Here is an 18,616-nt window from a genome sequence, read left to right as displayed (position 1 = left end):
ATACACCGAAGCTGTGGATGCACGTATGTGCGTGGTAGCGGAGCGTTCTGTAAGCCTGTGAAGGGATACTCGTGAGAGATCCTGGAGGTATCAGAAGTGAGAATGCTGACATGAGTAACGATAAAGAGTGTGAGAGACACTCTCGCCGAAAGTCCAAGGGTTCCTGCTTAAAGTTAATCTGAGCAGGGTTAGCCGGCCCCTAAGGCGAGGCCGAAAGGCGTAGTCGATGGGAACCACGTTAATATTCGTGGGCCTGTGGGTAGTGACGGATCGCGTGTGTTGTAAGGTCTTATTGGATTGATCTTGCAGCGAAGCGGTTCCAGGAAATAGCTCCCACATATAGACCGTACCCTAAACCGACACTGGTGGACTGGTAGAGTATACCAAGGCGCTTGAGAGAACTGCGTTGAAGGAACTCGGCAAATTGCACGCGTAACTTCGGAAGAAGCGTGACCCTTGTTTGCGCAAGCAGATGAGGGTGGCACAGACCAGGGGGTAGCGACTGTTTACCAAAAACACAGGGCTCTGCGAAGTCGCAAGACGACGTATAGGGTCTGACGCCTGCCCGGTGCTGGAAGGTTAAGAGGAGAGGTGCAAGCCTTGAATTGAAGCCCCAGTAAACGGCGGCCGTAACTATAACGGTCCTAAGGTAGCGAAATTCCTTGTCGGGTAAGTTCCGACCTGCACGAATGGCGTAACGACTTCCCCGCTGTCTCCAACGCAGACTCAGTGAAATTGAATTCCCCGTGAAGATGCGGGGTTCCTGCGGTTAGACGGAAAGACCCCGTGCACCTTTACTATAGCTTTACACTGGCATTTGTGGCGACATGTGTAGGATAGGTGGTAGACTTTGAAGCGGAGGCGCCAGCCTTCGTGGAGTCATCCTTGAAATACCACCCTTATCGTCATAGATGTCTAACTGCGACCCGTATATCCGGGTCCAGGACCGTGTATGGTGGGTAGTTTGACTGGGGCGGTCGCCTCCTAAAGAGTAACGGAGGCGCGCGATGGTGGGCTCAGAACGGTCGGAAATCGTTCGTCGAGTGCAATGGCATAAGCCCGCCTGACTGCAAGACAGACAAGTCGAGCAGAGACGAAAGTCGGTCATAGTGATCCGGTGGTCCCGTGTGGAAGGGCCATCGCTCAACGGATAAAAGGTACGCCGGGGATAACAGGCTGATGACCCCCAAGAGTCCATATCGACGGGGTTGTTTGGCACCTCGATGTCGACTCATCGCATCCTGGGGCTGGAGCAGGTCCCAAGGGTATGGCTGTTCGCCATTTAAAGCGGTACGTGAGTTGGGTTCAGAACGTCGTGAGACAGTTCGGTCCCTATCTGCCGTGGGTGTAGGAATATTGAAAGGATCTGTCCCTAGTACGAGAGGACCGGGATGGACGTATCTCTGGTGGATCTGTTGTCGTGCCAACGGCATAGCAGAGTAGCTATATACGGACTAGATAACCGCTGAAGGCATCTAAGCGGGAAACTAACCTTAAAACGAGTATTCCCTATCAGAGCCGTGGAAGACCACCACGTTGATAGGCCGGATGTGGAAGTGCAGTAATGCATGCAGCTGACCGGTACTAATAGCTCGATCGACTTGATTGTTCTCATTATCAATATCCATCAAGCTCATCCAATGGATGAGTTTGATAGAATTAGACTAGCGCTCACGGATCGTACGCAGCTAAAGCTGCTGATCCTCCGCGAGGGCGGCCAAAAGTGGCCGACGTGCGGTCGCACTTGCGAACACTGTGTGTTCGTGACCGAGGCGCTAAGATCTTATGCACGAAAAACCCAGCTTCTTATTTGTTTCTGTGCCCTTTGCTGACCTGGTGGTTATGGCGGAGCGGCTGCACCCGATCCCATTCCGAACTCGGCCGTGAAACGCTCCAGCGCCGATGGTACTTTGTCTTAAGACACGGGAGAGTAGGTCGCTGCCAGGTCTGCAAAAGGCACAGAAATCAAAACATCTTCTCAAACATTCAGCGCTAAACGCGCAAATCAATCGCTTACCGATAAGACAATCTTCAAAGCAAATCTTAAGCGATCATATATCTAGGGTGGAGCGCCCGTTCGGCCTACAATCGATAATCAATCGATTGCTATACGGCCTCACCTCATCAGGCCCATAACCTGAAAAAGAGGCTGACTTCGCTCCCGGGCCTCAAAGGCTTGTACTAACTTTGACGCGGGGTGGAGCAGCCCGGTAGCTCGTCAGGCTCATAACCTGAAGGCCGCAGGTTCAAATCCTGCCCCCGCAACCACTGATAACGACAATCCCGTAGCATTAGCTGCGGGATTTTTTGTTTTTGCAGCCTTTCCAATGGCTTGACGCTCCGTCCAATTGAGGATTGTGCCCAGTTCGCCGTGCAGCGTTGCGTAAACTTCGCCGCGTTCTGGGCCGGGAGTGAGCGAAATCTTCTCGATCAGGCAGCGCAATGTCTCCGCTGCTTCCTGCCGCTCTTCCTTGCAGTTGAGCGCCTTGGTCAGGACAGAAACCTTCTTTGCATAGATCGCCGAGGCGCTCGGCAGAATGTCTGGTGTGTCCTCTGGCGCGTCGGCCAGCAGGGTGTTCAGTTCGGACTTGCGCGCTTCGAGCGTGTCCATCTCAGCCTTCATGCTCTCATGGAACATGCCGGCCTTGATCGCTTCTATGATGCCGCGGATCTGCTTCTCGATCTTTACCAGTTCCGCTTTCCAGGCATCTCCGCTGGAGCGGCGTTCCCGGTTCAGTCGGTTGGTCTCTTCTGCATAAGCGCGCATCGCCTCCTCAACAATCTCGGGCGCCATCATGCGGTCCTTCAGGCCTGAGAGCACGCGGGCTTCCAGCTCCTCACGCGGGATCGTGCGGCTGTTTGAACAGGCGCCCTTGCTGATGTGGTTCGAGCAGGCATACCGATCAGCGCCGCGAAGCGAGTAGGGGCCTCCGCAGCACCCACAGAACACCAGGCCGGACAGGAGGGACTTCGGCCGACGTGTGCCGTTTAGGCGATTCTTTTTGTGGTGCTTGCGCACGGCTTCGGTGACGTTGGCAAACTTCTCGGCGATCTCGCCCTGCCGGACACGAACTGAATGCCAGAGTTCGTCATCGACAATGCGCAGCTCCGGCACATCCTTGATGATCCATTCCGATTCCGGGTTCAGGCGTGAGACGCGCTTTCCGGTGGATGGATCTTTGATGTAGCGAAGCCGGTTCCAGATCAGACGACCGATATAAAGTTCATTATTCACTAGCCCCGTGCCGCGCTTCACATGGCCGCGGATGGTGGTGTCGCTCCAGAGCTTACCAGCCGGACCGGGGACACCTTCCTCGTTTAATGTGCGGGCGATGGTGCGCGGACCCACGCCGGCGGCGAACTCGCGGAAGATGCGCCGGACAACATTCGCCTCGGCTTCGTTGATCTCGCGATCACCACGAATGGGATCACCGCGTGCATCGAGCTGCTTGACGACATTATAGCCAAAGCACAGTCCGCCGCCCGACTTGCCGTCCTCAACGCGGCCCCGAATGCCGCGATGGGTTTTGGCGGCAAGGTCTTTCAGGAACAGCGCGTTCATCGTGCCCTTGAGGCCGACGTGCAACTCGCTGATCTCGCCCTCCGACAGCGTGACAATCTGAACGCCTGCGAACTTGAGGTGCTTGTAGAAGGTGGCGACGTCAGCCTGGTCGCGACTGATGCGATCCAGTGCCTCTGCCAGCACGATGTCGAACTGGCCTGTCTGGGCATCCTGCAGGAGCGCCTGAATGCCGGGGCGCAGGATCATGCTCGCGCCTGAGATGCCAGCATCCTTGTAGGTTCCTACGATCTTCCACTGTTCGCGCTTCGCCTGTTCGCGGCAGATGAGCAACTGGTCCTCAATCGACGCCTCGCGCTGATTGTCGGAAGAATATCGGGCATAAAGCGCAACGCGGGTCATATCGGCAATCCTTTCAGGTACCGTGTCGGGGGAGGTATCTTAGTTGCGTTCAGGTTCTGAGGCGGCTTCTACAGTCTTGCCGCTGCGTTGCGCCGCTGACAGCAACTCGTCATATTGGGCGGCCGACATCAGCACAAACTCGCGCCGGCCATGTCGCGTGATCTCTATCGGCTCACGGTGCGACTCGTTCAGATATTGTCCGAACTTGCGCTGAAATTCGAGGGAGGTTGTGGTTGGCATCGCAGACTCCAAGAGAATAGGTCTGCTGATATAATACGTGTTATACGTATATATGCAAGGGGATTTGCAGGTCAGCTACGCAGGTGCCGTTGTACTTTGCAGCTCCGCTGCCAGCTTGCGTTCAAATTGCTCGCGGGCGATCTGGCGACCAATCAAGCGAGCCAGTGACATCACGGCAGCGTCTTTACGCGCAGGAACTTGCCGGTCCGTTTCGGGTCCGGTCGATGGTGTACCCTCGATATTGATCCTGTTCTGCTTGACCGCCATCGTCTCCAATATCCCATGTCCGGAAAGGGCAGGGGACATGGAAGCGTGGAATGCCAAATTGAGGAAGGGCTCGCGGCACTCCGTGCGGTGAATAGGATGCTTTGGCGTAGAAAAGGGATGGGTCACTCAGAGTCGGAGAGAGGGTGAGTGAGGCCCATATGCTCAATTCGTACTCGGTCGAGTTCGAATCGCTTCCGGACGTTTGGTCGTTTTTGACCCTGCGTAGACCTAGCTTATAGGGCATTAAACGACCGCTATGCGCGCCATTTCGGCCGTTCATTCTGCTGTAAGATTTCCCGAAAGCTGCCGTTGACCTCTTCATGTAGGATGTCTAACTTTGGGTGGAAAATGGACTGGCAGGTTTTGGGCCGCGACGCCGCGAAACTACCTTCCACTGGGCCAACAAGCTTCGGCTAGGAAGCTCAGCATGTCAGTCATTCAATTAAGTGTGGTGGTTCCTAGGTTGCAGACATTCGTACAAGGCGGAAGCAGGAAGCGTTGGCGGGTGTTTCGGATAAGTATAAGGTTCAAAACAGAGGCTCTATGGTCATTTCGCTCCTAATAATCTGTCGGTTGATGATTTGAAGTTCAGAAACAACGGTCCCGCTATCCCGAACGAACTTGTGGAAGCCCAAGAACGGGGTGAAACAATCTTTGTGTGCGGGGCCGGGGTATCGATGGCTGCGGGGCTGCCATCCTTCAGGGAACTGGTCGAGAAAATATATGCGGAGCTCGGCGAAGACTGGTCGCTGCATGCGGCAGAGCATGAAGGCATGCGCGAAAACGGCGCTCTGTCAGGTCAGTATGACCGAGTGTTGCGGTGCCTCGAACGTCGACTATCTGGAACAAATCCCATCCATAATCGCCGCATGCGAGACCGTATTCGATCAGCGGTGCGTGCAGCACTTGACGTATCAACCGCGGGTTCCTTGGAAAACCACTTGGCACTGATGGAGCTATCCCGCGACGAAGCCGGAAAGACGCGGCTGCTAACAACCAACTTCGACACGCTATTCGAAAGATCGTGGAGTGAGGGACGTGGTGGTGCAATTGCTTCGCATGCAGGTGTTGGGCTTCCTCCCCCACGAGGAGCGGGATTTTCCGGGGTCTTGCATCTGCATGGACGCCTTTCCGATCCAGATGCAGCCCTGAATCTCTCTGAAACCGACATTGTTTTGACCAGTGCAGAGTTCGGGGACGCATATCTGCGTACCGGTTGGGCATCTAGGTACATGTATGATTTGGCCCGATCACACACGCTGGTACTGATTGGTTATCAGGCAGAGGATCCGCCCATGCGGTATCTTCTTGAAGCACTTGAGGCGGATAGGGAACGATTCTCCGACCTAAGACAAGTATATGCCTTCGCCCCAGCGAAGGATGGCGATGAGGAATTGCAGGAGGCGCTTTGGAAGGCAAAAGGTGTGAAGCCTATCTTATACCCGACAGCCGGCCACGATCATTCCGCATTGTACAATACCCTCCTCGAGTGGTGGACTTATTCCCTAGACCCCACCGCGTGGCGCACCCAACGCTTGACTGTTTTGCTGGGAGAAGAACCGGATAGTGCAACTGACGATGAAATGACTGAGTGTGTTGCACTCTTAGGCCACGGGGATGCCTCGGAGATACTTGGATCGATCGGACCTGACGCCAAATGGGTCAAACCCTTGGTCGAACGCCGAGTCTTCCGACATGGTGGTGCCCATTTTGGTAGCTGGGCAGCAGCGAAGATCAATGATCCAGATATGGCTCGCGCTTGCGCGCCTCACGGCATTGCCGATGAACGAGGACGGTGGTTATTGCGGCGAGCGCTCAGTGATCAAAAGCAAACCATCCCGAGTGCTATCGACCAAGTGTGGCGTCTCATGCTTCGCCAACCTAACCTGGGCGAAAACGAACTTGGACAGGAGTGGTTTTACGCGGTTCCGTTAATAAAACGCGGTATCGCCGATTTTGAGGTTCGATCAACAATCGCACAAATTTTTAGGCCGCGCCTGCGGCTTGGCACGCCTTTCAGATATGAATTGCATGAGGAGGGTGGTGACGAAGCCGAAGATGCAGAAATTCGGATTTCAGATCTCATAAGGGTGGATTTCGAAGGGGCTACATATCCTTCCCCATCGGACGTGATGAAAATTTGGCCTTCCGACTTCGATCAAGTCAGGCAATTACTCAATACGCTAGATCGTGCCTTGCTTGACTCACTTGAAGCGGCCAGCGACGTCGAATTCTTGTCCGGTTGGGACCGAGCTAGCAGCGACGTGGCCTCCGTAGCCGAACACCCTCAAAATTCCCACCGTTCGGGTTTCTATCCGATCACACGCTTAGTAGCGGACCTCTGGGATAAACTTGCGACACTTGATTCCGAAGCGGCACGTGGAATTGCTTTACGTTGGCGTCGGTCGCAATTCGAACTGGTGCAGCGCCTTTGGTTATATGCCTTACACAACCCGATCTTTGATGCCAACTTTGCTGCGGATGCGGTGATCGAACTAAGTGATGAGATCTTCTGGGGCAGTCACTCGCCAGTCGAGATGATGAGAACGCTGGTCGGCAAATGGTCCGACATTAGGGGTGAAGCGCGAGAATGCATAGAAGATCGATTCCGTTCGGGAATCCCGCAGTCTTTCTATGCAATTGAAATTGCTGACGACGAGGAAAAGTGGCAGTCCATCCAAGATTCTTCGGTCTTCCGACGTCTTGGTCGACTTCAAGGTTCAGGCTGTGAGCTAACACAAGACAGTGTGGGCACGTTGGAGCAAATTCGGGGGCGGCATCCCGAATGGGCAGGCGGTCCCGGCGAAAGAGACGACTTTAGCCATTGGATGGAAGTGCGTTCCGGACCTGATGGTGAAGCCGAAAAATTAGCCAACGTTTCAGAAGAACGTTTGGTTGACGAGGCCATGCGTCTTCAACGCGAAGGCAACTTCCACCAAGGCGACATCTGGCGGGTATTCTGTGCAGCGGACCCGGGTCGCGCCTTGCGGGGTTTGTTGTCAGAAGCACAAGCAAACAATTGGAATTCCGAGGCGTGGCGCAGTCTTATCAATGCGGCGATGAACGTCGAAGCTGCCGATTTTCAAGATAGGCTGGTCAATTCAGTTCTAGCCATGCCAGATGCAACTTTGGTGGAAATCTTACTCCCAGCCACCCAATGGCTTGAGCGCAAGCGCGAACCCATCGGAACGCATTTCTTTGCGCTTTGGGATAAAATGGCAACGTTGGCCTATCCAGAAGCGGACGCTGAATCTGATGATTCTGCCGACGATTCCAATCTGATGTTTGAGGCCCTTAATCGACCCGGTGGGATACTTGCTTGGTCATTGCTTGATACGCTAGGTGAATCGCAGCCGGCGAAGGACTCTGGCTTGCCAGAGAATTTTCGTGAACGATTGGACAAGATGATAGCAGCCAACGGACGTGCCGGTTTGCTAGCGAGGGTTCTGTTAGCCGAACGGCTCAATTATCTGAACTTCATAGACCCAGATTGGGCGCATCGGAATCTGATACCGAAGCTTGAATGGGATCACGATGAAGCAAAGGTGTTGTGGCAGGGATACGCAAGAAGTCGCATCGGAGCCGCAAACGTTTTCAACCGTCTTAAACCAACCATGCTTGAGGCCATCGAAAAACGAAAGCTAGGAGACAATGAACTAGAAAACATACTGGCAAGTCTGGTCAGCGTCGCCATTTGGCACCATAGTGGCGAAGGTGCGGAATTCGAGCTTTCAGATGCGGAACTGAGGCGATTGCTGACGTTAGGACCACCAAGCCTTCGGAATCACGTAAGTTGGATGCTTTGGCGTGTCATGTCAGATGCAGACGATGGAACAGACGATCAGCCAGCATCCCCGTCGAATCTATGGAATGACGTTGTTGGCCCGTTATTTTCTGCAATTTGGCCACTAGATGCTAGCCTGCGTGATGAACGAACATCACAAAACCTAGTCCACATGGTCCTCGATTGCGGCGATGCACTGCCAAACGCCGTAGCAAGGGTTTCAGACTATTTAATCCCTTATCGACTGTACGAGATCTCCCATACTTTGCGGTTGGACGAAAAGCATGATGCTTTGGTGGCACACTATCCGTTGGCGTTCATCCAGTTGACTAATGTCCTTATCGACCCAGACGCCTATCCCGTGCCACGAGACCTTCGAAAATTGCTAGACGACGGTACAGCGGCAGATCAAAGCGTGAAGCTTGATGACGCTTACATCAGGCTAGATGGGCTAGCACGTCAGGCGAGCGCGTAGTATCACCCACTAATGCAGCCTCCTTCTGGCCCCGGCTATGCCGTCTGGGAAAAGCAAACGAATGGCAGATTTCGAGCGGGAACAGAAGCACCCAGAATGGTGACAATGGGGTCGGTAGTCGCCGGACCGTTACGCGCCTTCAGATCGCGCTTGCGCAATGGACCGACCGGCGCGGCCCTGCGCTGCCAGAAGGGACATCTAAAAATCGAAACTCTTGCAGCTCCGATCGGTCAGATTAGGCAAAACTCGTGTACCTAATCTCTCGCTCAACACATGTGTATATCGACGGAGCCCAGTGGTACCCGTAGGGGTACTGAGCCGCATTCGCCCTCGCAATTCGTGCATCAATGATGGCATGGCTCTCTGCGGGCAACACTGCGCGAAGCTGTCGCCTGATTTCCTCGCTTAGGTCTGCGGGCACGGCATCATCGACATGATGATAGATGGCACCCAATCGGCGGCCTACTTCCAACATGTTGCTTTCCGAGATCGGCATAGCCGCGAGTGTCTTAATGCGCGTTGCGACGCGCGTGCACAAAATTCTGACTGGTCTTGCACCGGTTGTGTTCCGGTCTATCGTAAGCGATGTTTCGATCACACCTTGCTTGGATAATTCCATGGTAAAAGTTGGTCAATTTGGTTTTGTTTATGGCCATTAACGATCGCAGTTAACGTGCTTGTCAGCCATTTTTGCGGATCGATGGCGTTAAGTTTGCACGTTTCAATGAGTGAGGCGATTGTAGCCCAGTTATGAGCACCTGCTTCATGGCCTGCAAAGAGTGCGTTTTTTCTATTCAATGCGATTGGACGGATCGTTCGCTCGACAGCGTTGTTGTCCAGCTCGATACGGCCGTCGGATAAGAACAGGCAGAGGCCGTTCCAGTATTTAGCTATATATTTCAACGCTTCGCCCAACGGAGCTTTCGCCGATACCCGTGTACGGTGATAAACAAGCCATGTTTCCATATCTATTATGATTGGCTTTGATTGCTCCTGACGGGCTGCCAAGCGCGCTTCCGGGTTAAGACCGCGGATTTCCGCTTCGATCCTGTAGAGATCACCGATCCGTTTTATGCCCTCTTCTGCAATTGGTGATGAACCAGTCCGTACGATCTCAATGAGCTTGCGACGCGCATGCGCCCAGCAGTAAGCCAATTGTATATTGGGTCCAACACGCTCTGGTGCGATCAGCCGATTATAGCCTGCATAGCCATCGACCTGCAGGATGCCTGTGAAGCCTTGCAATATCTGTTCCGCATATTGTCCTGCACGTCCCGGCGCATAGGTGAACGCAACACCAGGCGGTGCATTGCCGCCCCCATACGTGGCCCATGGCCGATCATCACGTGCCAAAGCCCAGAAGTAGCCTGTCTTGGTCTTTCCTGATCCCGGATCAAGCACCGGTGCCCGCGTTTCATCCATGAAGAGTTTGTTCGATCGCTTGAGATCAGCAATCAGCGCATCAAAGACAGGTCGTAATTCATACGCTGCCCGTCCGACCCAATCGGCCAGCGTAGAGCGATCAATATCTATGCCCTGACGGGCCATAATCTGGGCTTGCCGATACAACGGAAGATGGTCGGCATATTTGGATACCAATATATGAGCAACAGTTGCCTCTGTTGGTAGGCCTGACGGAATTAATCGGGCTGGTGCTGGAGCTTGTGTGACACCATCCGTACAAGCACGGCATGCATATTTGGGACGATGCGTGACAATGACACGGAACTGTGCAGGGATCACATCCAGTCGCTCAGAAACATCCTCGCCAATGCAATGCAGACAGCCACCGCAGGTACAGATCAGGCTTTCCGGCTCAATTACTTCATCAATACGTGGCAGATGTTTTGGCAGAGAACCACGATTGACGGAACGCGTCTTGGATGTTCGTTTGATCGAAGCTGTATCAGCTTCGTCCTCTGCATGGATCTGCGCAATGGCAGTTTCCAGATCCTCCAGTGCCAGATCAAACTGCTCTGGATTGACCTTTTCTGACTTGCGCCCAAAAGCTGCCTGTTTGAAGGCTGCAACCAGTTTCTCCAGCCGTTCAATGCGCTCATCTTTACGAGCCCCAAGCGCAGTTGCTGCGATTAACAGCGCTTTGAGTTCAGCAATATCATTCGGAAGATCAGCTGCGTTTAACATGGACCGATCTTACCAAATTCTGCCTTGATTTGCTTGTTGAATATGCTGTCAGAGTCATCGTGCCGCAGCTATTTTTAGAGCATTCTATTGTCTGTCAAACAGTGATCGGCGCTCGTATCTCCACAGCGCGGACGCGCCGCCAATCCAGTCCTGCAAACAAGGCTTCAAACTGTACGTGGTTCAATGACATCAGCCCATCACGGATCTTTGGCCAGCTAAAGTTATGTGCTTCCAAACGCTTATAAGCCAGCACCATGCCTGTGCCATCCCAGTAAATCAGCTTTAATCGATCTGCCTTGCGCGAACGGAAGACAAATACTGTTCCCGTGAATGGATCCTTGCGCAATTCATTTTTGACCAATGCAGCAAGCCCGTCATGGCCCTTACGAAAGTCGACAGGCTTTGTTGCCACCATGATCCGCACCCGATTTGAAGGAAAGATCATGATTGAGCCGCAAGCGCGCTTGCAACAGCTGCAATCCGGGACGCGGACACACCTTCTTCCAATCTGATAATGACCGAACCGCTGAATATCTCAACGCGAGAAGTGGTTGGTGTTACCGGTTCGATGGTTTGCTTCTCGACAACGATTGCTGCAAACTCCACTTCATCCTCAGGTGGAGGCAACACAAGCTTGCCCTTGCGCGCCAGTGTGCGCCACGAAGACAGGTAATTTGCGCGAACGCCATAACGCTCTGCGACTTGCTGGACGCTCACGCCAGGCCGCAAGCTTTCCGAAACAATCCGCGCCTTTAAATCGGTCGACCACTGGCGATGTTTACCACGCTTACTCTGATCTGTTGTGAGAAACTCTATTCGAGGCTCCATCGAGAAACTCCGGTCTGTCCATTCAAAGCCTCTTAATGACAGATCAGAAAATCAAACAGAATGTGGGGCCAAAACACCGCTTACGGTCTATCTCTCATTTTAAGCGGCTTTTTTCTCAAATGCCACCGGCGATTTCCAGCCGAGTGTTGAATGTCTTCGGCGTGGATTATAAAAGCCATTTATATATTCGAAGATTGCAATCTCAATATCTCGCCTTGTTTGCCAGTGTCTGCGCCAAATCAACTCAGCCTTTAATGATTTAAAGAAGCTTTCTACTGCGGAGTTATCAAAACAATTGCCTTTCCCGCTCATGGACGGCAGCAATTGATGTTTGAGCAGTAGCTTTTGATATTCATGAGCGCAATATTGGCTCCCACGGTCTGTGTGTTGAATACAACCCGGTGGTGGTTTGCGTAAAGCCAACGCCATATTCAGTGCCCTTAATGCAAGATCCTGCTTTAATCGATCACCTGTTGCCCAGCCAATCACGCGACGGGAATACAGGTCAAGGATAACAGCAAGATAGACCCATCCTTCTCTGGTCCAAACATAAGTGATATCGCCTGCCCATTTCTGGTTGGGTGCGCTTGCGCTAAAGTCTTGTTTTAATAGGTTCGGTGCAATGTTGAAGGTATGATGACTATCCGTTGTCCGTTTGAATTTACGCGTTCGAACAACTGTAATGTTATTCTGGCGCATCAAACGTCCAACCCGACGCTGCCCAACCTGCAGGCCCAGCGCTTTCAACTCTTCTGTCATACGCGGCCTACCATAGCTCCCCAAACACAACCGATGCTGCTCACGTATATGCGCTAGAAGTATAAGATCACGACGCTGGCGCAGTGATGGAGGACGGCGTTTCCATGCACGTAAACCACGATCTGTTACGCCCATCAAACGACATATGCGTGAACGTGAGAGAGAGCCACGGTAATCCGTAATAAACTGAAATCTCACAGCTTTTGTACTGCGAAAAATATTGCTGCCTTTTTTAATATCTCCCTCTCCTCCCGAAGGATACGGTTCTCTTTGCGTAAACGTTCATTCTCACGCAGAAGATCAGTGTCTTGGGTAGGAATTTTAGTTTCATCGGAAATTGATGCGATCCATTTCCCAAGCGTGGAAAGCCCAATACTTAAATCTGACGCAACTTGACGGCGTGTTAAGCCACTAGTGAGTGCTATGCGAACTGCATCAAGCTTAAATTCATCACTATGCTTTAATGACATATATGGTCTCCTTGATAACAAATAATGCTCTCAAAAAGACCGGAACGAAACCGAGGCATGTGTGGACGGCCTCCGTTTGGCAAGATGTTTTTTGATATTTCTGACAAGCTGGTCGAGTGCAGGCATGTGTCCGGCCAGTTCGGACCCCAGGTCACACGCAACTTGCGGCGGCGTCAGGCGCGCCCCGGCGATATTTGGTATTTGGACGAAGTGGTCGTCAAATGCGCTGGAGAGAAATTCTGGCTCTGGCGTGCGGTGGATCAACATGGCTCCGTTCTCGAAGAAATCTTGCAGAAGCGGCGTGATAAAAGGGCGGCAAAGCGACTGCTCGTGGCGTTAATGAAGCGCTATGGCTTTGCTCCCAAACGGATCATCACCGATAAGCTCCGCTCCTACGGTGCAGCAAAGGCAGAAGTGGCACCCGGCCTTGACCATTGGTCGCACAAGGGCCTCAATAATCGGGCCGAAAATAGCCATCTGCCGTTTAGGAAACGGGAGCGAACCATGCAAGGTCATCGGTCGCCTGGAGCGTTGCAACGGTTCGTCTCCATGCACTCAGCGACCCGCAATTGTTTCTCTGTTCCATCTCGTCGCCGAGCCGCACACACAATTCGCTACCATCGCCTCGAAGCTTTTGATGCATGGAAAATTGCGGCCTGTTTCGCCTGAATATCTACGAGCCACGGGCCTTTCCGGTCAGAGAAACTTAACGAGACAACACCATTATGGGTTCTGAAGAATTTTTTGGCCGCATACCTTGAGCATTTGCATGAGCTGGTCGGCGCCAAATTCAGTTAATCCCAATCCACCAACTTCGCGATATCGCGACACGGGACAAAGCGAATGCCTGTCGACTCGCCAGCGCAGTCGTCGCGAGCCTCTATCGTGGCCATCGGATATTTACCGCAACTGTCGAAATAGCAACCCAGATGCCGAGCCGCAGGACCATCGCGGCCATCGTACGGCTCTCGTAGGCCCCGCCGTCCCAGATGTGCCAAAGGAAGCAAACAAAGACCACGGCCGTAGCCGCTGCAATAGCGATGGACAGGGCAGGTGCCCAGGCCGCGCCGCGCCAGAGCCCGAGCCCTGCCAGCAGATAGGCGAAGCCGGCCACGAAGTTGAACCAGAGCACGAATGGAACCACCGCGCCCATGTCCACGCCGCCGAAGAGTGCGCGGCCGCCGGAAACGACGGTAGCCAGGCCAAACACCACTGCCACGCCGGCGGCGATGGAAACAGACAGGTGTCTTGCGGTCATAGCAATCCTCCAGTGTTAGGTGTCGGGCAGTCGGTTGCGGCACGGCCTCTTATGGGTCACTGTAGCGATCGAGCTTCCTGCCTCGGGGGTGATCTGCTTGAACCGGGAGAATGTTGGAGGGTCATCCCAAAACAGCCAGACCGTTTGCAGGTTGTTCGTCCAAGGCTCTAAGCCAGTCCGAGCATGCGCCGAAGCACATCCGTCCTGAACCAGAAATGTTGGGCAAAAGCTGCCACGACATGGAGTGCGATGAGGGGGATCAACACGTATCGCGCAATGGAGTGGACGGTGCCCACCGTCTCCAAACCAAGAAGCCAGGCAGCCATCCCTGAAAGCGCCATGGCGATCAGAAGTATATAGAACAACCAATGCGTGCCCGTGGCCAGGGCCTTCAGGGCCGGATGTTCGCATTCCGGCAGACCCGGAACGCCGCGTTGACGACGCAGCACCAGCCGCCACAGAACCAGGACCAGGATCAGCACGCCGGCAATGGCGTGGGGATTGATCGTCGGCTCGTTCGGCAGTGTGCCCTTCATCCGCCCGTCCCATACCTGAACGATGCCTTCATGCATGAGTATCTGGAAGAAAACGAGAGCCGCAATGGTCCAGTGCAGGACGATCTGGGCTTTGGAATAGGATATCGGTTGCATCTTGGTTACACCTTTTCAAGGTCGCTTGGGTTCTCAAAATCGGTCAGTGTCGTGCGCCGTTCCACCTGTCGACGGGACCGAACCGGCGGCGATGGAAATGCTCAGGGGTCTCATTTTTCTGGCAATCCTCCCGTGTCAGGCATCCGCCAGCCGGCCGTCACGCAGGTGGATCAGGCGGTCGAAACGGTCAAAAATCTTCTCGTCATGGGTGACGGTGACGATGCAGGCTTCCTGCTCGACGGCAAGCTTGCGCAACAGGTCCATCACCAGCCCGGCCCGCTTGCTGTCGAGCGCGGCGGTCGGTTCGTCGGCCAGGATGATGCGGGGACGGTTGGCCAGCGCCCGTGCAATGGCTACTCGCTGCGCCTCGCCACCCGATAGGAGCGCTGGCTTGGCTGCGGCGCGGTGGTCGACTTCGAGATAGCCAAGCAGATCGCCGGCACGCGTCCGACCCTTCTCAACCGGCCAGCCGGCGAGGTCGAGGACCACGGCAACGTTCTCCTCCGCGGTCAGGAAGGGCAGAAGGTTGTGCGTCTGGAAGATGAAGCCGATCTTGTCCAGCCTGAGCCTCCGCAGGTCGCGCCGCAGCCATTGCCCGTCAAACACCGTCTCGCCGTCCAACGTCACCCGGCCCGCCGATGGCGTCAGGATGCAGCCGATGACGTTGAGCAGTGTAGTCTTGCCCGAACCCGAGGGGCCGAGAAGCGCAATGACCTCGCCGGCGCGGACCTGAAGGTCGACGTCGCGCAGCGCATCGACACGGGTTTCGCCCTCGCCGAAATGCTTGGCCACACCTTTCACGTCGATGAGGATTTCACCGCCCGCCATGTCAGCTCCCCAGAGCCGTAGCGGGATCGACCTTCATCGCCGCCCGTACGCCAAGGCCTGAGGCGGCGATGCAAACGGCGAAGATGATCCCGGCCAGCACCATCACGTTGAACGGCTCCAGTACCACCCGGCGCGGGAAATAGTCCTTCACCGTCAGGATCAGCATAAGCCCGATCCCCCAGCCCGAAGCCCCGAGGATCAGCGCCTGCTGCACGATCAGCCCGATTATGGTGCGGTCAGGCGCGCCGATCAGTTTCAGCGTGGCGATCTGCTTCAGCTTCTCCATCGTCATCGTGTAGATGATGAGCGCGATCACTACCGCTGAAACGCTGAGCAGGATGCCGAGAAACAGACCGATCTGTCGCCGCGCCAGATCCACCACTGACGAGACCAGAATGTCTTCCTGCTCTGCTTGCGTCAGGGCTGCCAGATGTTTCCACTGCCGCACGGTCGCGGTCAGCAATTCGACATCCGCGCCCGGCGCTACCCTTGCAATCACGGCCGCGACCGAAGCGGACTTGACCGAAACGGCGCCTCGCGCCGCCTGAACGCGCTGGGCTGCGGGGTCAAGCTCGGTCTGCAATGCCATCGCGTCGGGCAGCGTGATATAGACCGCTGGATCGCCGCCCGCGTTCATTGCCCCTTCGACCAGCCCGACCACGGTGAAACGGTTGCGCCCGAGACGGATCGTCTCACCGGTCAGAAGACCGGTCTTGCGGTCTGCCACCAGTTCGAAATGGCTTGTGCCGATGCTGCGCCCTTCGGCGATGCGCTGCGGCCCGCCGGGATGTCCCGGCTCATAGCCGATGACGTAGAGCCGGAGCGACGCGCCGGCATGGGAAGCTTCGATGTTCTGAAAGTTGATCGCACCGACCTCGGCCACGCCGGGCATGCGCGCCACCGCATCGCGCGTGGTCAGCGGGATGTTCGAAGCTTCGGCGAACGGGCCCTTGGTGCCGCTCTCGACCACCCAGACATCCGCCGCCGGAGCCTTCACGACCGCCAGCGCATCGGCGACAAGGCCGTTATAGATGCCGATCATCGACAGCACGACCGTCATCAAGAGCCCCAACCCGAAACAGGTGAGGACGAAGCGGAACAGTCCGTGGCGTATATCCTTGAGAGCAAGGTTCATGGCGTGGTCCTGGTCCGCGCCCGCCGCCCCTCGGTTGCGCCTTGCGGTATCTGGGCGACGATGGCGGCATCGTCCGGCAGGCTGCCCGTGACTTCGACCCGGCCCCGATCGTCGCGCGCGCCGAAGGTCAGTTCGACCTGCTCCAGCCGTCCGTCCCGCACCAGCCAGACCCGGCCGCGATGCCCCTCGAAACCGGTGATCGCGACCTCCGGCACCATCAGTGCACTGTTGCGGTTGCCGGTGGTGATGCGCACTTCGGCCTGTTCGCCGAGATACATCGGCTGGGGGCAGTCCGTGCAGGTCAGCCAGATCCGGCGTTCCTCGTTCACCCGATCGCTTTCCAGCCCGATGCGGGCGATAATACCCTGGAACTCAGCCTGCGGTTGTGAGCGCAGCCGGATCGTGCCGGGCTGGCCAAGCGCAAGCTGGCCGGCGCGCTCCTCATCGACATAGGCTTGTATCCAGACCGTTTCGGGAGCGATCAGGGTGAAGATCGGATCGCCGGCCCGTACCACCGTTCCCGCTTCGGCATGGCGCGTGACGATCACCGCGTCATAGGGTGCGCTCAGCCGATGGCGGGCGAGGAGAACCTTTTCCTGTTCCAGTGCGGCGGCCGCGTCCGCGCGCTGAGCACGGATCACCGCCACATCCGCCTCGGCGACCGCAAGATCGGCACGGGCCACATCCTCGTCACGCTGCGCTTCCTCGGCGCGCTGGATCGAGGTCACATCGCGCTGCGCCAATCCCTGCTGACGCTGATTTGCCGCCTGGCGCTGCGCCAGTACGCTGCGGGCCCGCGCCACCGTGGCCTCGGCGCGGGCGAGCGCGGCGACATTGGCCTCGACCGCAGCGCGGGCGCGGGCGGTGCGCGCCTCCTGCTCGGCTGGATCAATGGTCGCCAGTTCCTGCCCTCTGACTACCCGGTTCCCGACGTCAGCGGCCAGCCCGGTCAGGGTAGCGCCAACCTCGAACCCGACCCGGCTGAGGATCCTCGCCTCAACCGAGCCAAGGCCGTAGATGCGCAGGGCCACATCCTGCTCTGGTTGCACCACGCTGACTGTGAGCGGCCGCTCGGTGAGGAACAGCACACCCGCGCCCAGCACCAGAACCGCCGCCGCCGCACCGAACATCCACCGCCGCCGCATGGCCTAATCCTCCTTCATGGTCAAAAGCCGAAGTTGTATTTCAAGGACCCGCTTGCCTTCCCCGATCAGGGAGAAGTTGCGCGCGCCGAACGACCAGCGGATCGCCATGCCCTGCACCAGCGACGTCAGCAAAACGGCGGCATCCTCTGGAGCGACTTCGCGGCGCAAGAGGCCAGCGTCTTGACCACGAGCCAGTTCGGTCACGATCAGCCCCTGAAACTTCATCAGCAGGCCTCGAAAGGCAGCGCGCAAATCCTCATTGCCAACATTCAGCTCGCGCGAGAACAGCAGCATGGGTAGCGCCGGGGTTGCCGCGATCTGCCCAAGCTGCGCGACCACCAGCGCCGTGACCCGGTCGATGGGGCCATCAGTCCCAGTCATGGCCCGTTGCCAGGCTATTGCCAGTTCCCCGGTCACATGATCCGCCATGGCAAGCCACATCGCGGCCTTGGTCGGGAAATGCCGGAACAAGGCGGCCTGACTGACGCCCACAGCCGCTGCGGCAGCACCTGTCGTCACCCGATCCGGCCCGATCTGGTCGGCCAGGTCGAGGACGGCCGCGACGATTTCGGCCTTGCGTAATTCCGTAGATTTTCGCATAAAGCACCTAGTAAGTGAGCAATCACATACTTAAATGAAGCAATGATCGTGGTCAAGCTTTTCTGACGGGCAAAGCGAACGCGCGGTGTTGCCAGCAAGATGGCGGCATG

At 55.8% G+C, this 18,616-nt stretch carries 14 protein-coding genes, 1 tRNA gene, 2 rRNA genes and 2 pseudogenes (1 of these 19 cut by a window edge); 6 read left to right on the top strand and 13 right to left on the bottom strand.

From position 1 onward, the window contains the following. The 4 genes from KHQ09_RS16635 to KHQ09_RS18560 all read left to right on the top strand — a co-directional run. Nucleotides 1-1,609, top strand: a 23S ribosomal RNA gene (locus tag KHQ09_RS16635) (it extends 1,199 nt beyond the left edge of the window). Between the two features lie 223 nt (nt 1,610-1,832). Continuing rightward, nucleotides 1,833-1,947 (top strand): 5S ribosomal RNA (gene rrf, locus KHQ09_RS16630). Nucleotides 1,948-2,191: 244 nt separating this feature from the next. Then, nucleotides 2,192-2,268, top strand: a tRNA-Met gene (locus KHQ09_RS16625). A gap of 64 nt (nt 2,269-2,332) precedes the next feature. Next, on the top strand, nt 2,333-2,815 hold the full coding sequence (locus KHQ09_RS18560; protein WP_338019241.1) for a hypothetical protein: 483 nt from the start codon (nt 2,333-2,335) through the stop codon (nt 2,813-2,815). Between the two features lie 51 nt (nt 2,816-2,866). Here the strand turns inward: KHQ09_RS18560 and KHQ09_RS18555 are convergent. The 3 genes and pseudogenes from KHQ09_RS18555 to KHQ09_RS16610 all read right to left on the bottom strand — a co-directional run. Then, a pseudogene (locus KHQ09_RS18555) lies at nt 2,867-3,922 on the bottom strand (recombinase family protein); the annotation flags it as partial. Nucleotides 3,923-3,961: 39 nt separating this feature from the next. Next, nucleotides 3,962-4,162 carry a type II toxin-antitoxin system prevent-host-death family antitoxin gene (locus KHQ09_RS16615; protein WP_213599422.1) on the bottom strand — a complete coding sequence of 67 codons (201 nt, stop codon included), beginning with the start codon at nt 4,160-4,162 and terminating at the stop codon, nt 3,962-3,964. A gap of 75 nt (nt 4,163-4,237) precedes the next feature. Then, nucleotides 4,238-4,429 carry a hypothetical protein gene (locus tag KHQ09_RS16610; RefSeq protein ID WP_213599420.1) on the bottom strand — a complete coding sequence of 64 codons (192 nt, stop codon included), beginning with the start codon at nt 4,427-4,429 and terminating at the stop codon, nt 4,238-4,240. A gap of 677 nt (nt 4,430-5,106) precedes the next feature. Here KHQ09_RS16610 and KHQ09_RS16605 point away from each other — a divergent pair. Then, nucleotides 5,107-8,688 carry an SIR2 family protein gene (locus KHQ09_RS16605; protein WP_213599418.1) on the top strand — a complete coding sequence of 1,194 codons (3,582 nt, stop codon included), beginning with the start codon at nt 5,107-5,109 and terminating at the stop codon, nt 8,686-8,688. A 594-nt stretch (nt 8,689-9,282) separates the two neighbouring features. On the opposite strand, the gene tnpC is transcribed toward KHQ09_RS16605, so the two are convergent. From tnpC to KHQ09_RS16585, 4 genes are all read right to left on the bottom strand, one after another. Continuing rightward, complete coding sequence (tnpC, locus tag KHQ09_RS16600; protein ID WP_213599410.1) at nt 9,283-10,833, bottom strand: IS66 family transposase; 1,551 nt, start codon at nt 10,831-10,833, stop codon at nt 9,283-9,285. Between the two features lie 94 nt (nt 10,834-10,927). Continuing rightward, nucleotides 10,928-11,278, bottom strand: a complete 351-nt coding sequence (gene tnpB, locus KHQ09_RS16595) for an IS66 family insertion sequence element accessory protein TnpB (RefSeq protein ID WP_213599408.1) — start codon at nt 11,276-11,278, stop codon at nt 10,928-10,930. Next, on the bottom strand, nt 11,275-11,661 hold the full coding sequence (gene tnpA / locus KHQ09_RS16590) for an IS66-like element accessory protein TnpA (RefSeq protein WP_213599405.1): 387 nt from the start codon (nt 11,659-11,661) through the stop codon (nt 11,275-11,277). Before tnpA ends, tnpB begins: the two co-directional genes overlap by 4 nt. Nucleotides 11,662-11,760: 99 nt before the next feature. Continuing rightward, nucleotides 11,761-12,890, bottom strand: a protein-coding gene (locus KHQ09_RS16585; RefSeq protein WP_213599403.1) for an IS3-like element IS1133 family transposase whose coding sequence is annotated in 2 segments (ribosomal slippage) — nt 11,761-12,644 and nt 12,644-12,890 — 1,131 coding nt in all. Because the reading frame shifts where the segments join, the coding sequence is not laid out codon by codon here. Nucleotides 12,891-13,025: 135 nt separating this feature from the next. Between KHQ09_RS16585 and KHQ09_RS16580 the strand changes: the two are divergent. After that, a pseudogene (locus KHQ09_RS16580) lies at nt 13,026-13,559 on the top strand (IS6 family transposase); the annotation flags it as partial. A gap of 211 nt (nt 13,560-13,770) precedes the next feature. Here KHQ09_RS16580 and KHQ09_RS16575 read toward each other — a convergent pair. The 6 genes from KHQ09_RS16575 to KHQ09_RS16550 all read right to left on the bottom strand — a co-directional run bounded on the left by KHQ09_RS16575 (nt 13,771) and on the right by KHQ09_RS16550 (nt 18,506). Beyond that, nucleotides 13,771-14,148, bottom strand: a complete 378-nt coding sequence (locus tag KHQ09_RS16575) for a hypothetical protein (protein WP_213599401.1) — start codon at nt 14,146-14,148, stop codon at nt 13,771-13,773. Between the two features lie 167 nt (nt 14,149-14,315). Continuing rightward, nucleotides 14,316-14,798: a cytochrome b gene (locus KHQ09_RS16570; protein ID WP_213599399.1), complete on the bottom strand. Its 483-nt coding sequence runs from the start codon at nt 14,796-14,798 to the stop codon at nt 14,316-14,318. A gap of 135 nt (nt 14,799-14,933) precedes the next feature. Continuing rightward, nucleotides 14,934-15,626 carry an ABC transporter ATP-binding protein gene (locus KHQ09_RS16565; RefSeq protein WP_213599397.1) on the bottom strand — a complete coding sequence of 231 codons (693 nt, stop codon included), beginning with the start codon at nt 15,624-15,626 and terminating at the stop codon, nt 14,934-14,936. 1 nt (nt 15,627) lies between these two features. Beyond that, on the bottom strand, nt 15,628-16,761 hold the full coding sequence (locus tag KHQ09_RS16560) for an ABC transporter permease (RefSeq protein WP_213599395.1): 1,134 nt from the start codon (nt 16,759-16,761) through the stop codon (nt 15,628-15,630). Further along, a complete protein-coding gene (locus KHQ09_RS16555) occupies nt 16,758-17,891 on the bottom strand; it encodes an efflux RND transporter periplasmic adaptor subunit (protein WP_213599393.1) in 1,134 nt (377 codons plus the stop codon). Before KHQ09_RS16555 ends, KHQ09_RS16560 begins: the two co-directional genes overlap by 4 nt. A gap of 18 nt (nt 17,892-17,909) precedes the next feature. Beyond that, nucleotides 17,910-18,506 (bottom strand): TetR/AcrR family transcriptional regulator, encoded by a 597-nt coding sequence (locus KHQ09_RS16550; RefSeq protein WP_213599391.1) that lies wholly within the window; start codon nt 18,504-18,506, stop codon nt 17,910-17,912. Nucleotides 18,507-18,616: the final 110 nt, after the last annotated feature.

Source organism: Pseudochrobactrum algeriensis, assembly GCF_018436245.1.
GTDB lineage: Bacteria > Pseudomonadota > Alphaproteobacteria > Rhizobiales > Rhizobiaceae > Pseudochrobactrum > Pseudochrobactrum saccharolyticum.
Note: the sequence above shows the minus strand (reverse complement) of the source record. Positions and strands in the feature narration are given on the sequence as shown.

Excerpts from the sequence above, each read along its gene's own strand:
- KHQ09_RS16615 (WP_213599422.1), bottom strand. The coding sequence starts at position 4,162 with ATGCCAACCACAACCTCCCTCGAATTTCAGCGCAAGTTCGGACAATAT.
- KHQ09_RS16610 (WP_213599420.1), bottom strand. The coding sequence starts at position 4,429 with ATGGCGGTCAAGCAGAACAGGATCAATATCGAGGGTACACCATCGACC.
- KHQ09_RS16605 (WP_213599418.1), top strand. The coding sequence starts at position 5,107 with ATGGCTGCGGGGCTGCCATCCTTCAGGGAACTGGTCGAGAAAATATAT.
- tnpC (WP_213599410.1), bottom strand. The coding sequence starts at position 10,833 with ATGTTAAACGCAGCTGATCTTCCGAATGATATTGCTGAACTCAAAGCG.
- tnpB (WP_213599408.1), bottom strand. The coding sequence starts at position 11,278 with ATGATCTTTCCTTCAAATCGGGTGCGGATCATGGTGGCAACAAAGCCT.
- tnpA (WP_213599405.1), bottom strand. The coding sequence starts at position 11,661 with ATGGAGCCTCGAATAGAGTTTCTCACAACAGATCAGAGTAAGCGTGGT.
- KHQ09_RS16575 (WP_213599401.1), bottom strand. The coding sequence starts at position 14,148 with ATGACCGCAAGACACCTGTCTGTTTCCATCGCCGCCGGCGTGGCAGTG.
- KHQ09_RS16570 (WP_213599399.1), bottom strand. The coding sequence starts at position 14,798 with ATGCAACCGATATCCTATTCCAAAGCCCAGATCGTCCTGCACTGGACC.
- KHQ09_RS16565 (WP_213599397.1), bottom strand. The coding sequence starts at position 15,626 with ATGGCGGGCGGTGAAATCCTCATCGACGTGAAAGGTGTGGCCAAGCAT.
- KHQ09_RS16560 (WP_213599395.1), bottom strand. The coding sequence starts at position 16,761 with ATGAACCTTGCTCTCAAGGATATACGCCACGGACTGTTCCGCTTCGTC.
- KHQ09_RS16555 (WP_213599393.1), bottom strand. The coding sequence starts at position 17,891 with ATGTTCGGTGCGGCGGCGGCGGTTCTGGTGCTGGGCGCGGGTGTGCTG.
- KHQ09_RS16550 (WP_213599391.1), bottom strand. The coding sequence starts at position 18,506 with ATGCGAAAATCTACGGAATTACGCAAGGCCGAAATCGTCGCGGCCGTC.